This window comes from Stenotrophomonas sp. 220_Sma, assembly GCF_056487375.1.
This window is the reverse complement of sequence record NZ_CM151348.1, coordinates 2,403,575-2,419,310: the sequence shown is the minus strand read 5'-3', so window position 1 is coordinate 2,419,310 and position 15,736 is coordinate 2,403,575. Positions and strand designations below refer to the sequence as shown.

Genomic DNA, 15,736 nt, shown 5'->3' with positions numbered 1-15,736 from the left:
GGGGCCGAAGCCCCCCGGTGGATCACTTCGCGCGCTTGAGGTAGGTAAAGGCGACGAGCAGGAAGCAAACGCCGATCAGCACCTTGAGTACGCCGGTCACATCGGTCTTGATGCCGCCGACTTCAGCGGTAGCAGCGGCGCCGAGCCCGGAGTCCTGGGCGAAGGCGATGCCAGACATCGCGAGACCACCAACGGCGGTTGCACCCTTGGCAATGGCGGAACGCGCCTTCTTCACGGCGACGGGCAGATTGCGGAACGAAATATCACTGCGATTCATAGATCTCTCTCTGGTTGGGTACTGCTACGGGGTTGCGTGATCCGCGACGCGGATAAACACGCGGGCTGCTACACCCACCGCCCATACCCCGGCGATGGCGCCAGCAATCTGGATGCCATCTGTGTAGCTGAGGTAAGGAATGAAGCTGGGCGGTAAGGCGTAGTACGGCTGGGCACACTGCCCCGTCGCCACGTCGTAGTCAGACGAGTCGCATGCGAGGTAGAGCGTGGGCCCATTCATGGGTTACGCCCTCGGCTGGGCCGCGCCCGGAGTGGGCGACGGCGTCAGCAGGCGGATCCGACGACCGAAATCGAGGCCGCCATACTTGTTGCTTTCCAGCGAGGTCGGGCACAGGTCGTAGGTGCCGGGCTTGTACGGCTGCTGGTCGTCATCCAGCGTCAGCTTGAACGGAAGCGGGAAATCTCCGGGGCGAAGCACGGCAGCTTTCTGCTCACGGAAATGGACAGCAGCCTTGCCGTCGCGAGCGGGGAACGAACGGGTTTCGACCTGATCGGTCATGACTTCAACTTTCATATTGGGATCACCTTCCAAGCGATTGTCCGGCCGAATGCGAATGTGACTTTCCACGGGGACGGCCAGAACACCCCGGTAGCCTTGTCGAACCACCCGCCTTTGATCTTGCGGATGTCCGCCTCACCGCCGAGCGCCTCGCGGGCCTCTTTCGGTGCTTTCCACCAACGCAGTTCGCGCCTGGACTCTTCATTGAGTCCACCGACGCCACTGGTTCGGAATCCTTTGGGAAATGCGCCTGCCACGACGCTGGTGAACTTGCTGGCGTACTTCGCGAGATACCCAACGCAGTTGCGGGCTTTCTCGATCTGGCTGGAGCCATGAGGCCACCAGCCGCGCTGATCGACCTTGCCGAAATACATTCCTTTCGGCACCCACACCATTACGTGGTAATGGGGGCGAAGACGCTGAGTGAGTTCACCGACCCATACGTAACGGAACACTTCACCTTTCCACCGTTCTCGCCGATCTCGAGTTCGATTGAAGAAGCCGCGCATGCGCTTAAGTAGCTCGCTAACGTCACGAGGGCTGCTATCGCTTCCGTCTCGGTAGGTGAGCGTGAGGAAATACCACGCGCCACGGCGCGAACCTTTTTGCGCCTCTTGGTCATGAAGCCGTGCTCCGGTAATGACGGACTTTCGCAGCCGTTGCGCCTTCGCAAGAAGGGGATCAATTTCGATGGTGACCCGGCCAAGGCGGACCGGCGTGTCACTTGTTTTGTAATAGACAAGCCCAAGGGCGTCGGCCGCTGCGCGGCCGTCGCCCTTCAGCAGTTCCCCGACACGGAAATACTCTTGCAGGGACGTGCCAGAAGCGCGCTGCGCGCGACGCATGTCCTCGTTGGCGATTTCCACACTGCGTTGCCCTGCCCTGTCCATAGCAACGGACAGGTCGAATGCCCGCAACTCTGGCGAGCGCGGGTCAACAGGAGTCGGCGGGATTTCAATGCGACCGTCCGACTCGGTGCATTCAAAGCAGCAACCGCCCTTGAAGAGATAGGTCGCGACGTTGCCGCAGAAGGCGCATTGCAGATGCTGGACGGCGCTCACTTCTTGCGCCTCTCGTTGGCGTTCAGCCATGCCACGAATGCGCAGACAAGAATCCAGCCGCCCACAATCCCGGAGAAGTATTCGAAATCACTCATCGGCCACCCTCGCGGTCGTCGGCAACCCACATAGCGACGCAGGCGCAGAGAACGAACACACCGAACGCGATCACGTTGATGCGCAGGAACAGATCGAGCGGATCGCCTGCCACCTGGACGACCGGTGCAGTGATGAAGATGGGCGGAGCCGGGATCATCGGCGCACCTCGGCCAATGCCCGGGCGATGACGGCAGCCTCAGCGGCCGGATTGGATCGAGTCGCAGCCAGTGCGACAGACAGGCGGCGCGGAATCAGCGCCAGCCCGAAGGAGACGGCCGCAATGCAGCCAGCAAGAACGACCCCGATAAGCGCATCCATTGCCCTACCCCGTCCCCAAGCCCCTACCCCAAGGGAACCCGCCAACGGCCTTGGGGTGCCGGTGGCGGGCGTATGCGATCCCGCATACGGGGCCGATGTATAGTTCCCCGAATACACCCTGTCAACGGAATCGTGTACATGGACGCCGTCAACCAGCTGCTCGACCAAGCCCGTGTCGGAACAAATCTCCCTTCAGACAATGCTTTAGCTCAGCGCATGGGGGTCACCCGCGCCGTCGTCTCGAACTGGCGACAGGCCCGGAATCCCATTCCTGATGAGCGAATTGCGCAGCTTTGCGCCATGGCAAAGCTCGATGGACCGGCATGGACGGCACGCATCCATGCGGAGCGCGCGGCATCCCCGGCCGAGCGCGCAATGTGGAAATCGATGTTGGACAGGTTGAGCGCGGTCGCCGCAGTGTTGGCGCTGGTAGTGTTCGCAGCACCCGGCGCCGCCCGCGCTAAATCCATTGATTCACAAGGATTTTCCGGCTCCGATCAGCCGCATTCTGTATATTATGTTACGAATAGGATCGCTGCCCAAGAAGCCTGAGCCTTCCCGGTCCTCAGATCCCTTATCTCGCTCTTGGCCAGCGTGTTGAGCGCTGTGAACTTGGTGCAGCTTGTGCGGCAACTTGTAGCAACTGATGCGCTGAGCTGCGTGCACTGCCAATGACTCGCTGTGACTTTGGTGCATCACCAATGGTAGGTCGCGAATTTGAAGCAACGCCAATGGCACATCAGGGCGCTTCATCTAGAGCTAGAGATGGTACCAAGGCAGCGCATTGGTACCATTTCCCCAAGCAACGAAGACATCTAGAGCTTGCTTTACGAAGCTGAGGGCGCCATCGAACTCAACCCTCAGCCGCTATGCTTGAGGATCCAGTCTCCAGCCGCCTTGCTGATGTATCCGTAGTATTCACCAGGCGGCACACGAGAGACGAAGATTCGATCATTCTTGTCGAGCTTTTGCTGAAGATCTGCGCAGAGCTGATGGGCTGTGATGTTCGCGGAAACCCAACGAACCGACTCCAAGGCCGCATCCGCTACATTCTGATAGCGCTCCAAGTGTTTAATGAACGCAGCTCTCTTGGCGTTGTAGTCCACTTCCTTGTTCAAGTTCCAGGTCACTACATAGACAGCCATTTCGATCCTTCGCGTCTGACACCCACTGTGTCCACGTGATCTTAGCAAGTGCGACGCACGTCCCGGAATGGGCGGCGATTACTGGCGCCGGAACACTAGAAAATCATCACCCTGCCCTATGAAATTCGACTTCCGATAAGATATATTTATCGGAACTCAGGCTATTTTTAAGCCCTACTTTCAACCACTTATGGGCGACCTTCTTCCAGCTCTGACCACCGCGGCTCCTGCCAATCCGACTGTGGCGCAGCTCTCGCAGTCCTCGGCGGACGCGGTGCGCGAAGTCTTCGCCGAAGCGGCCTCGGCCAACACCACGCGCAGTTACGCCACCGCCTTGCGCTACTGGGCGGCCTGGTACCAAGGCCGCTACGGAGCGGTCATCGCCATGCCGGTCGACGCGTCTTGCGTGATCCAGTTCATCATCGATCATCTGGCCCGGCGCTCAGGCGATGCCCTGACCTGGGAGCTGCCGCCGACACTGGATGCGCTTTTGGTGGAAGGCAAATTCAAGCAGCGCCAAGGACCGCTCAAGCTGTCGACCATCGTCCACCGCGTTGCGGTGCTCTCCAGCGCCCATCAATTGCTCAAGCTGGCCAATCCCTGCGAAAGCAGCGAGGTTCGGCAGCTGCTGGCCAAGGGCCGTCGCGCCGCACATAAGCGCGGCGAGCGGCCGAGCAAGAAGACGGCGATCACTGCGACCGAATTGATGGCGATGATTGCGACCTGTGAGGACGATCTTGTTGGGAAACGTGATCGTGCCCTGCTCTACTTCGCCTTCGCCAGTGGTGGGCGCCGTCGGAGCGAGACGGCCCATGCCGTCTTGAGCAAGCTTGCGCCGATCGACGGCGGCTACCTCTACCACCTGGACGTCGGCAAAACGCTTCAGGAGGGCGTCAAAGCAGGCGGCTCGCCGGACAAGCCCTTGTTAGGTCCACCGGCCGAAGCGCTTCGCACCTGGATCGAAGCGGCTGGACTGCAGGAGGGTGCCCTCTTCCGCCAATTGACACGCGGGAAAGTTGGGGCCGGCTTGTCACCCAAGTCGGTGGCCACCATCATCCAGAATCGCGCCCGCGCTGCCGGATTGGTGGGGAGCTTTGGCGGTCACAGCCTACGATCGGGTTTCGTAACGGAAGGTGCTAGGCAAGGAATTGCCCTGCCAGCCATTATGGCAATGACCGATCACCGATCGGTGGTCAGTGTCATCGGCTACTATCAGGCCGGTGCGGCCGAAACGAATCCGGCGGCTCGAATGCTGGAAGCTGCCGCAAGGTCAAGTGCCGAGCGCCCCATAGGGCGGTATGGAGACACGACGAGCACTGAGTCCTAGGCAATCGTGCGGTCAAACTAGTAGAAGTATCCTTTGATCGTCGCGGCTTCGCTGCGATCTATCACTGTCGGTCTCTGATGATCTCCCGTCGCAGTCGGCCCTCACGTCACGGAGATCGGGTGATCTGTGCCCGATGCTTGAGTCGGCCGTCTCCAGTAAATCGCGCGCGGCTACACCAAAGATCCTGCGATGCTTGGCGGTGCGAAAGGCAATGGCCACTCGACCCTGACGTCCGATTTGCCGCTCTCGCATGGCAAGAAGAATCCCGTTTATGCGGTCATGGTCGAAGGTCCGGACGGCACCAGATTGCAAGCAGAAGCGGAGCTTCGTCTCGACCACTTTCGACCTGGCGGCTACAAACTGATTGCCTATCTCCCTAGACTCGATAAAGCTGATGTGCCCGTGATTAGCAAAGTCTGGAAGGTGTAAGTCGAGCCTCCGTTTCGGGCCGACAGCTGCCATGCTTCACCCCCGATAATTCCCCCTGCCCCCCCCTTTTGTTCCGTTGATGTCCGCCTGCGGCCACATGCGTCCGATCAGCTCCTACGGACAAATGTCAGCCATGGGCTGAACAGCCGTTCTCGCGTCCGTGCGAGTGACCGATGTGATCGACGACGGATATACTTCGATTCACAATGCCGCTCGATGCGGCGACGGCATACCCGCTGGTGCTCGACGCCCCCGGGTTATGCTGGAGCGGCTCCCTTTTCTCAGGTTCGCACCCACTACCCAATCCATATTTATGGCCTCGAAAGCGCCCAAAAATTCGCAGCCATCCGCTGCTACAGCTCCCGCAACGGCACCGGCGGAGGGCGAACGCCGAGCGCTTCGTGGATACGTCGGCCAGTACGAGCGCGCGGGCGCTGCCATCTATGCCGCGCTTGAGCGCGACGAGCTGCTTTGGATTGGCGTCGCTGACCGCAACGCGGGCATTGCGGACGACCTGGTACTAGGATTCGATGGATTGGTGGTCGGTCACCAGTTCAAGACGTCCAAGTTCCCAGGCACTTTCACTGTTGAGACGCTGTTTACTGGTGCCAATGGTCTCTTGAAGCCCCTAGTTCAAGCTTGGCAGTGCCTGTCCAAGGACAACCCAGGAAGTCGCGTCGAGATTCACTTGGTCGTCAACGACTTTCCATCGGTTACCGACAAGCCAGGCGACGGCAGGCTACGGCACAGCGCTGCATTTCTCGAGGAGTTCCAACAGCATCCAAATCGGTCGCTGTCGGATTGGTCCGCGCGAGGATGGAGCCGACTGATCGACCACCTGCGCCGCGAAGCCGGCTTAAATGATGACGACTTCGAACAGTTCATGCACGCCCTGCGCGTGGTGTGCGGAGCTGCAGCGAACTTCATCCAGTCGCACAAGCTGAATGCGGAGCAGGCGAGACAGGCATGCGAGATTGCCAGCGTGCTGCCCAAGCTAGTCGCCGATGAACGCGACAAGGACAGGTGGACGCGTGACGAGCTGCTTCGTGAGCTTGGATGGCGCGATCCCGCCAAGACTTTGCTCATCCATCGGTTCCCGGTCGGCGCCTATGTCCAGCGCAATCGGGACACTGAGGTCAAGCTACTAGCAGCGCTTCATGCCTCCAATCACGGCTACGTCTCACTCATAGGACCACCTGGCTCCGGAAAATCCACTCTCCTGCAGGTTGCGCTGGCCACTGAAGCAAGTGTCCGGCTCGTCCGTTACTTGGCGTACGTGCCGGGCGCGGCTCAAGGCGTGGGTCGTGGGGAGGCCGACAACTTTCTGACCGACGTAGGTACGCAGCTGCGAAACAGCGGTTTAGTTGGACTTCGTCTTCGCGATGACTCGCTATCTGAGCGCCGCGAACAGTTCGGCGTCCTGCTATGGCAGGCTGGTGAGCGCTTCACTCGCGAAGGGATCCGTACAATCATCGTTGTCGACGGGCTAGACCATGTGCCACGCGAAGAACGGCCGACCAATTCGTTTCTGGGAGAGCTTCCTCTTCCCGCGGCAATCCCGAACGGGGTCGTGTTCGTGCTCGGCACGCAACGGTTGGATCTCGCTAATCTGAAGCCCGCCGTAAGAGCGCAAGCGGAGAAGAGCGAGCGACAGGTTCTCATGGGGCCTCTCGGTCGCGAGGAACTCACCTGGATGGCGGATGCGCTAGGCTTGCCTGCCGAGATTCCAAGATTGGATCTCAGCAATCTCACGCATGGCCACCCGCTGGCAACGCGCTACTTGATTCAGGCACTGCTGCACGCTGACGAAGCTAGTCGCAAGCACCTTCTTAGCGGCGGGATGCCGTTCGACGGCGATATTGAGACTGTATATTCAGCTGCTTGGCGCGAGATCGCAAACGATGTCGATGCCATGGATGTGCTGGGCTTCATCGCTCGGGCTGAGGCACCCATGGACCTGCGACTGCTGGCCACGATGGTCAAGGAGTCCTCGATTGAACGCGCCCTGGTCATTGCGCAGCACCTGCTCCGCAGTTCATCCCGGGGATGGAGCGTCTTCCACAACAGCTTTAGGCTATTCGTCATCGCTCAACCGCGAACCCGCCTCGGGAGCGTCGACGCTGAATACTCGCAGCGCGTATACCGCAACCTTGCCCAGTTGGCGAAGAGCGCGCCACCTGAATCGGCACAGTACTGGCTTGAGCTGCGCTACCGCGCCCGTGCTGGCGACGGTGCCGATGTACTGGCATTGGCGATGCCCGCTCGCTTCAGGCAGCAGCTGGCTGACGGGCGTTCTATCGCCGAGATTCACGCCGACATCCGCCTCGCCCTGCTGGCAGTGCGTGAAACGCACGACGCGACCGCCTTTACACGGCTGCTGCTGTGTCGTGACGAAGTGGATCGGCGCAAATCAGCCCTTGAGTACGCCAACCAACTCCCGCTGGCTATGCTGGCGGTGGGGAACATTGAAGCAGCCGTCTCCCTCGTGCAGGACTTCCCCAGCCAGGGCTACGAGGTCGTCGACGCCCTACTAGCGCGAGGCGACTTCGACCGCGCGAAGGAGCTGTTTGAAAGCCTCGAACCGCTATCGCAGCTCCATACGCCCAAGTTCAGAAACTACGGGCACCAGCACAACATCAAGGAATTCGAAAGATGGGCAATGCGCGCCGTCCACTTCCGAGACACCGAGCAGATCCAGATAGCGGTTGATCATCTCGCCGCAGAGGGTCTACGGGAGCCGGAAAAGGTGGATCCGCAATCTGCCGTCGCGCTGCGGCTGCATCTTAGGAGGGAAGCCGCAAAGGCGATGCTCGTTCAGAAGATTGGCTCCGATCCTCAAGAACTATGTAGCAAGCTCGGAGTAGCCAACGAAGATAAGCCGTCGGTGATGGTTCACGCAGGGCTTGCGGCCAGTCGACGTGGCGACGTTGGGCAAGCGCTTGCGCTGTTTGATAGTGCCGTCGCTCTTCCCGGGTTCGGGGAGGTACCAAACGGCTACCGTCGTCGGATGGCGCTGATCGCATTCGAAGCTGGCCGTCGTGACCTAGCCGAGGCCCTGTTCGACAAGCTGGTCGCACCGATGATCTCCATGTGCGACGACAAGACGGACCTGGCTGGGCTGGGCAATCTGGTCGGCGCAGTGATGCATCACGCGAGGCTTTGCACGCTGCTCAAGAGGCCACTGCCAAGCGTGACACCGTCGAAGCACACCTTCCTTCATCCACTCCAACAGCACGCTTCAACGATAGGTGTGCTTCTAGCTCGCGCTGCCGACGTCAACGGGTCCTTATCGGCAGGCGGCATCCAAGGCATAGCCCGCACGTCCCTTGGGTATGTCCTACGTCTCGCATCAGAAGGCGGCAGCGAGTCATACCGTATCCAGCAGTCTTTGAAAGCGATCCCCACGCTCGTGCAAGCGCTGCTGAGGCTCGGCGCCGAGCGCGGTGAGACTGAATATCGCGCGGTACTTCGGGAGGTTGACTCAGCCATCGCCTCATCGGCGTCGAAGGGAACTGCTTACCTGCGACGCAGATTGGCTGTCGATGCATATCGCATTGACGGTGATCGTGCGGCGGCGGCGGATCGGCTTAATGCCCTCGTGGCGGAGCTTAAAGAAAGTACACCAAGCGAGCAGATCGACGGGCTAGCGAATCTAGCCATCGCGTTGGCTGCGGTCGGGGAGTTAGAGCGGGCGAATCAGTTGCTGGCGACAGTTCCTGAGCAATGCCTTGGCTATGCCTTGGCCCCCAAGAAAGACCCGCAGTATGCGATCTGGCGAAACATTCTAGCTCTCGCGAACGCAGCTGACCCGGAAAGCCGTGTCAAGCGGGTCTCAGACCTGATGCGTCAGGTCGGTGGCATGACCAAAACGGAAGGGTCGTCGGCCGCGCATCGCCTTACGATGGCACTGATTAAGGAAGCGATGCAGGTTGGACCTCGCTTCGGCTTCGAGGTGTCAAAAACACTGGCGGATTGGCATCTAATCGGCTGGCCGAATCGTGTCGACCTGCTCATGACGGGGATGGTCAGGCGAAACCCTGAACTCGTCTTGGCATGCGCGACCGTCTGGTGCGGTCTGTGCCTGCCATTCTATATGGAACCGCACTACCGGGATCCGTCCCATGTTGGTGACTTCATCGACGCCTCCGCGGACGCAGCCGGCCCTGACCAGATTGAACCGCTCGCTCTGATGCTGGTTGGGGCGGTCGAGGTAGCCAGCAGAGCGCACGAGAGAATCGCGCTGCTCCAGCGCATTCACAAGGCTTCCGGAAAGCATGGACTCTCGTCGCCTGAGCTCGAAGCCGCCATCGCCCGGTGGACGCCAGAAGCGCCGGAGCCTCGACACTCATATACACCTAACAAGTACGCCTCGGAAGCTACTCTCGAGGATCTTGAACTCGCGTTTGAAGCAGATAGCGACGAGCTGAACCACAACGCCCCGGACCGTTTCGAAGATCTGGCAGACACAGCTCCGCTTCATCTGGCGCGAAGGGTCTTTGAGCGCTGGCAGGTATTGCAGGACAACGCACGCTGCCGCTTCCTGATGGTGGAGCGGTTTGCTGCGGCCGATGAGGTCGATTACGCCAAGAAGCTTATGCAAGGCTACGAGACAAGCAACGACCCCTGGAGCTCCTGGAGCCAGTGGATGGGTGGCGGCAGGTTCTTCTACTTTAAGGCGAAGAAGCTTCTGCACGGATCATCCACATGCCTTGCGGCCTTCGAGAACATAGTCGATTCAGTGACGACGGGCCAGGAGAATACCCAGGCACTGCTCACAGAGCTGGATTCGATACTGCCGGTCATCAGCTTGACGCCAGACTGGCCGGCTATCTGGTCGCTGCTTGAGGAGCAGATGACCTGCACTCGCGAGTTCCAGTTGGGGCGGCCCTTCCAGTCGAGCGAGCTACCACTCAGCGACACGGACCTTTTGGAGGATTTGCTGCACTTTGCCTATCGGCTTCCCATTGCAGAGGTTCAGCGGCACGCGCGCAATTGCGCGCTGAGCTTGGCAAGGCAAGCCGGACAGGGTCAATCTTTGTTCACATCTCTTATCCGGCGACTTATGGACGGTGAGTTGGACGCCCCCTTGCAGGCACTCGGAACGCTGCTCGCTGCCGACAGCGCGAACCTCGAGCCCGTATTGGGCCGCGCCGTAGCTGCAATGGTCAGTCACCGTGACATTGCGGTAGCCGAGTCAGCCACGCTCTTGTCGCATCGGTGGGGGCTGGCTGTCTCTTTGGACGCGACGCCACTGCCACTCTTCTATCTCCTCGAATTCAGTGACCTGCCAGAGAGCGACCAGGCATTCACGGACGAGAGAACTGGTGCAATGCGCGTCGAATCGCCGCTTGGCTGGACTCGTATGTTGCGCTCGACGGCACGTCACATTGCAAAGGCGGCAGACATCGAGGAGATGACAGTCCGCCGGCGCGCGGCGATGTTCATCCAGGATTGGGGTGGACTTGAGGCCTTCGGGCCCTCTGGTGTCAAAGAGCTTGAGGCTCAGCTTCGTGTCCTTGATATGCAGATCACTTACATGAAGCCACACGCCTACATTGCCATTGCTGCCCTTCGCCACGTCGCAGGGGAACTGCGCCTGGCCGGCAAGTTGGAGAGCCGGGACAGTCCGATGCTGTTGGAGAAATTGGGCTACCCCCTTCCGCCTCGGCCATTGATGCTCCCGCGAGTTCGTCCCGAGTGGATTCGAAGGCCGCTGATTGACCGAAGTGCCGGTTGGTCCGAGCGAGAGCAGAAGTGGATTGACGAGGTTGACGGCGATGTTGCCCCTTTCCTGGCGCACTGCGACGGCCAAGTCGTGGCCGAGGTGTCTCGCTTCCATATCCACAAGGCACGACTGTCAGAGCACCGCTTCTACCGCTTTAGAGCACCTTGGGCAGAGACTGATAGTGAAGACTTCGACGATTGTTACGCCAAGCTGCCCATCGCTGTTTGGCTAGGCCAGTACGTCCCACTCGACAATGATCTGGCACCAACGCTGGTAAGGCGAGTTGTCTGCTCCGTGGACATGGGCTTTGACACAGCGGCCAATCCGTTTGCATTATGCCCAAACTGGGTTGAGGGGCTTCGCTGGCGCGCTCATGACGAGACACCGAGCGTATTCTTCGATGCGAGCGGAACGGTGGTCGCAGAGCTTCACTGGTGGCGTGACGCCGGCCCGGTTGGAATCGATGCGGATTCTCTGTGGGGCGAGGGTTGCTACCTCGTTGTGACGCCGGCTGGCCTGGAGCAACTCACCGCCGCTTGTGGGAAAGAGTCCTTAGCCGTTAACGTGTTCGCAAGCAGGCATATAGAGCAGCCGAGTAATTGCGGGCAAACTCTCCTAAGAACGGCGAAGGGCGGATACTCGGTCTAAGGCCATCCATACTCCGCTTCGATCCTAGACGCTTAACTACAGGCTGTTATCGCTGACGACAGCCCTTCTGGCGTAAGAACTGGAAGGACCGCTATGCGAGCGCAGCCTGCACCCACGCTGCCACGCCGCCCCGCTACCCGTTGAGGTAGTCGGCCTGCATACGCCCACGGCCCAGCAGATCCGACTGGGCCATGTTGGGCGTCACAACCTGGAGCGGCTCACCTGGCGATGCCAGCTGGCCCCATATCGGCTGGACATCGAATTCACAATGAGCCAACAGGACCGAGTATCTATGCGGGGCGCAACACCAAGATGACTAGCCGGCTCCATCTCACCCATACGCATCATTCAAAGCGCTGTTCCCGTCGACTTTGATCTTGCGCCTCCCGCTGTCGCTCTCTTCTCACTGTGAGCTCGACCCGTTCAAGCCTTTCCGCCGCAAGATTTCTCACTTCAGCCAATGGATGCTCCAGCAGCTCAGCAAAAGCTTTGGCCCGAATTTCTATGATGTCAGCCAACGAGCTAGACCAACTCATGGGCTGGATTCCGGCAAACATCACATCGACGATGCATTGCTTGTCCACTGCGGCTTCCAGCAAGCCTTTGATGGACGCACTGAGGACAACGCGTTTGGGATGCTCTAGTGGTATATCGCTTGCCTCTACAGTTGAGTAGGCGCAAGTCGCTGCAGCAACGCGCACGATCCGATCTTGATCGCCACGACACCAGGCAACCAGTCGATCCACCGGTATACTACTGAGTGACGGCGACGTACCTCCGAACCTATACTTGAAAAGGTGATCAATCAAACGACGCTCCCTATCGTCGCCCGTGAAGATCTCTCCAAGGACAATCTCCGGGAAGTTGCGGAATAGCGTTGTGATGAGGACTTCGAAGTCAGAGCTACGAATTCTGAGATCATCCAACCCTTCGCAAAGCAACCTCACGATCTCTTTGACTTCCTGTTCTGGAGCCGACTCAGATAGGCACTGCTGGGCGATGCGCTTGGTCCCTCGGATGCGCTTCAGTTCAGTCTGTCCGCACTTCCCCGCGAGTAGACCGCGAATGGCGACGCGCCCTGCCGAAAGGAGATCTTCATTCGGCGCATAGTTTCCGCCTCTCCCCGCGAAGAATCGCATTTCCAGCACACTAAGCGTGGTGTAGAAGCCATCGTGCCGCTGGTTCAATATGGTGAATAGTTCCGTGAGCTCGCTGTCGGTAAGGGACTCGTGCATGCGGCCATAGGCAAGCTGACCAAACCGCCACGCTTCGAACTCTTCCCCTCGTGCCAACTCAATGAGCATATTGAACCCCCATGGGCCAATCTTGATGGCGCTGAGCAGGTAGATGAAAAACGCCCGCAACAATGGATGATCCAGCACGCGCTCCAGCATCACCATGGCCAAGCCGGGGTCGATATCGTGCGCAGCGCTGATATAGCCTCGAAGCATCTGTGGATTGAGCTCCGCAGGCACTTGCAGTTGCACCAGGCTCAAGAGACGCTCATAAGTAGCAAGTAGGTCGACGCTGCCTTGCGCCAGCCCAATGCCGAAAGGATGCAGTGCATCGAACTCGCCCGACCAAATCCCTGGACCCAATCGCTCTAAGCAACTTAGCTCTGCTGCGGCCATCTCACCAAGAGAGATGATCTTCTCTTGGATCATCTCGTCACTGAAGGTTACTTGCTCCCCCCTACTCTCGATGTGATCCCAAGTATTGGACAGCACATAGGCCTCGATCTCCGAATAGAGGTCGGATGGTGCCGCAACGCGCGAAAGTGACTCCAGCCGAGCCAGTAGGTCGGGATGAGCTGAGTCGCCATCGAAGCCAAGCGTCTTCTTTACCGAGACCCACATCTGCGGCCACTCCCCCTTCGAAGCATGATTTCTGACTATCTCCTCGAGATCATCAAAACAGCCCGCAAACGTCCATAGTTCCCGAAAATGACCTGCCAGGAGTGAGCGCGCCCATTCGCGAAGAGTCAAGTCATCGCATGTAAGCGCCGGTCGCAGCAAGTTCAAGAAGCCGACATACCACTCGAGCTCTTCGGCACGCGTTCGCGGCTGCCAGCCAGCATCACGTCTACGTGCACCGAAGTCGAACGCCGAGAAAGACGTCCAGTGCGTCGCTTCGAACGCAGCATGGAACAGCTCGGCTGCGATCTCGCGATGCCTCTCGGTGCCCGACTCGAGTAGCTTGCTGACAAACGCGCACCGCCGTTCTGGTCGCGCCAGCGTACCTGACAGGTGCAACGAGAACAGATGCCGCATCTGTCCAACTATGCTGTCCCTGTTCTCACCTGACTTCTCGGCCTCGGAGAACTTCAGCATGACCGTCGCAGCACGATCAAACTTATCCTCGTCGTAAGCTAGCTGGTGCAGCAGGCGCACGAACAACCTGAAGTTTCGGTTCTCGCGCGAGGCAAAGCCTGGCTTGGTTGCGGCGTTCTCGATCAGCTGCAGCACGGTCTCCGGGAATACCGGCGCTATGTATAGCAATGCAGACAGCGTGCCTTCGTTACACGATCCAATATCATGCAGCGGTCCGCCGGGGCTCACCCAACTATTTGCCATCCGAACCGCAGGCCCGAAATCGTGCAGGTATCCCAGTCGATGCGCACATGAGACGAAAAGTCGGAGGTTCTCTGGCTTTAGCAGCTCGGCATTGATTGCGTCGACAGGGATGTTCTCCAGCGCACGCTTCGCCAAACGATTGGCAAGTGCATGAGGAAGAACTGCTCTCCACTCACCACGACTCTGCGCGAGCTGACGACGCATCAACTCAGCCTGAGCCCGATGCAGACCACGACGATCGAGGCCAACGACGGCACTTAGGACGCCAAGCTCATCATTGAACTCGGACGAGGAAACATTGAAGGAATAGACGAGCGATAGCGCTTCAGCGCATTCCAGAAGTTCATTGGACGCTCCTTTTCGTTGACTGAACAACCTATGGAAAAGGTCCTCGTCGGAGAAGTTTGTCAACGTCTCATCTGCATCTACCCGGCTGGCCAGCGCGATCGCGATGCGCGAATTGCCCCCGGAAAATTCGGCGATTTTGCCAGCGTTCAACTTCCCGATGTCTGGGTGCCGCCGCTGGATCAGCATCGAGACCGTCTCCTCGCTGCACGGCTCGAGGTGGATCACTTCGGTTTCCTCAGGACGATCGTCCGAGATGTCGTACTCGATTGTCAGAAGGCTGAGCATCGCGCTACTTGCGGAGACCTGCTTCTGCAACTGCCGATGCACGTCTGGCGGGCAGTTGTCCAGCACCAATTGAACCGCATGATCGTTAGCCACGATGTATGAAACTAGCTCGGATGCCGTCGGTGTCAAGTTCTCACCCAGGTCGGCGTAGATTGCGCTAGCTGGTGACAAGGCCTCCTCACCAACGTTCGCCTCAAACAGGGCCTGCGCGAATCGCGTCTTCCCCACTCCGGAGAGGCCGGTGATGCGAACCGCACTACCGCGGCGGCGCAACCGTTCTCGAGCTAGATGTATGCCCTCAGAAACAGGCATGGGAGTCTTTGCGCTCGAGTTCGCGTCAATCACGCAGGGGTGGTCATCAACAAGGAATGCGTCGTTCTGGGCTGGGGGAGTAGCTGCCCACCTCCCGAAAGGCCTCCAGCCGGACAAGGGGCGGCCGAGGCGCGCACGAACCCACAGCGCAACGCTTGGATGCCGCCGTAGCCAAGTCGCCAATCGATCTCGACCATAAAAGTCAACGCGCAGAGACGCTTTTCCAGGAAGGATCCCCGCGACCGCCTCCATCGCCCGCACTCGACTCGCCAACATGCTGTCTGAACAATCGTCCTTGCCACTAACGATAATGTAGGCACCATTCCGATCGGCAAGATCTGCAAGTACGAGCTTTGGGGTGCCACCCTCCAACATCTCGTCCCTGCATGCCGCCGCACCCATAGCACGCTTCTTGACCTGGAAACCGCAGATCCCACGAGGAACAAAGCCGTCGTTGGACGGCAAGTCCATAGCCTCAATACGGACATCCAAACCGCCATCAGGTGCCTCCTGCGCACCTCCCCACATAACGCTCTTCGGCCGACGCCCCTGCTGGATTACCTCCGCTTCGCAAAGACGGGCAACCAATTCACGCAGATCGCCAGCACTGAGCGCCGTGATATCTACAGCATCAAGTTCAAAAAATCTCATGATTCCCTTCCCGCAATGATCG

Annotated in this window: 11 protein-coding genes; 4 read left to right on the top strand and 7 right to left on the bottom strand. The window is 59.3% G+C overall.

Annotated features, from left to right (window positions below; genetic code table 11):
- Positions 1-22: 22 nt before the first annotated feature.
- From ACZLIB_RS11315 to ACZLIB_RS11295, 5 genes are all read right to left on the bottom strand, one after another.
- A complete protein-coding gene (locus tag ACZLIB_RS11315) occupies positions 23-277 on the bottom strand; it encodes a hypothetical protein (protein WP_279938400.1) in 255 nt (84 codons plus the stop codon).
- Positions 278-520: 243 nt separating this feature from the next.
- Positions 521-796 carry a single-stranded DNA-binding protein gene (locus tag ACZLIB_RS11310; RefSeq protein WP_478469885.1) on the bottom strand — a complete coding sequence of 92 codons (276 nt, stop codon included), beginning with the start codon at positions 794-796 and terminating at the stop codon, positions 521-523.
- A gap of 11 nt (positions 797-807) precedes the next feature.
- The gene (locus ACZLIB_RS11305; protein ID WP_478469924.1) at positions 808-1,686 is read right to left on the bottom strand and encodes a rolling circle replication-associated protein; all 879 of its coding nucleotides are present in this window, start codon (positions 1,684-1,686) and stop codon (positions 808-810) included.
- 262 nt (positions 1,687-1,948) lie between these two features.
- Entirely contained in the window at positions 1,949-2,110 is a 162-nt protein-coding gene (locus ACZLIB_RS11300) for a hypothetical protein (RefSeq protein ID WP_478469883.1), read from the bottom strand.
- Positions 2,107-2,271 carry a hypothetical protein gene (locus ACZLIB_RS11295; RefSeq protein ID WP_478469881.1) on the bottom strand — a complete coding sequence of 55 codons (165 nt, stop codon included), beginning with the start codon at positions 2,269-2,271 and terminating at the stop codon, positions 2,107-2,109. The genes ACZLIB_RS11300 and ACZLIB_RS11295 overlap by 4 nt, the downstream gene beginning before the upstream one ends.
- 132 nt (positions 2,272-2,403) lie before the next feature.
- Between ACZLIB_RS11295 and ACZLIB_RS11290 the strand changes: the two genes are divergently transcribed.
- Positions 2,404-2,823: a DUF3693 domain-containing protein gene (locus tag ACZLIB_RS11290; protein WP_478469880.1), complete on the top strand. Its 420-nt coding sequence runs from the start codon at positions 2,404-2,406 to the stop codon at positions 2,821-2,823.
- Between the two features lie 308 nt (positions 2,824-3,131).
- Here ACZLIB_RS11290 and ACZLIB_RS11285 read toward each other — a convergent pair whose 3' ends face one another.
- A complete protein-coding gene (locus ACZLIB_RS11285; protein ID WP_164171570.1) occupies positions 3,132-3,416 on the bottom strand; it encodes a hypothetical protein in 285 nt (94 codons plus the stop codon).
- Positions 3,417-3,606: 190 nt separating this feature from the next.
- On the opposite strand from ACZLIB_RS11285, the gene ACZLIB_RS11280 reads away from it, so the two are divergent.
- From ACZLIB_RS11280 to ACZLIB_RS11270, 3 genes are all read left to right on the top strand, one after another.
- A complete protein-coding gene (locus tag ACZLIB_RS11280; RefSeq protein WP_164171571.1) occupies positions 3,607-4,743 on the top strand; it encodes a site-specific integrase in 1,137 nt (378 codons plus the stop codon).
- 189 nt (positions 4,744-4,932) lie between these two features.
- Positions 4,933-5,172: a hypothetical protein gene (locus ACZLIB_RS11275; protein ID WP_164171572.1), complete on the top strand. Its 240-nt coding sequence runs from the start codon at positions 4,933-4,935 to the stop codon at positions 5,170-5,172.
- A gap of 313 nt (positions 5,173-5,485) precedes the next feature.
- On the top strand, positions 5,486-11,545 hold the full coding sequence (locus ACZLIB_RS11270; protein WP_164171573.1) for a DEAD/DEAH box helicase family protein: 6,060 nt from the start codon (positions 5,486-5,488) through the stop codon (positions 11,543-11,545).
- A gap of 344 nt (positions 11,546-11,889) precedes the next feature.
- Here the strand turns inward: ACZLIB_RS11270 and ACZLIB_RS11265 are convergent, their stop codons facing one another.
- Entirely contained in the window at positions 11,890-15,714 is a 3,825-nt protein-coding gene (locus ACZLIB_RS11265) for a hypothetical protein (RefSeq protein ID WP_239518989.1), read from the bottom strand.
- Between the last annotated feature and the right edge of the window lie 22 nt (positions 15,715-15,736).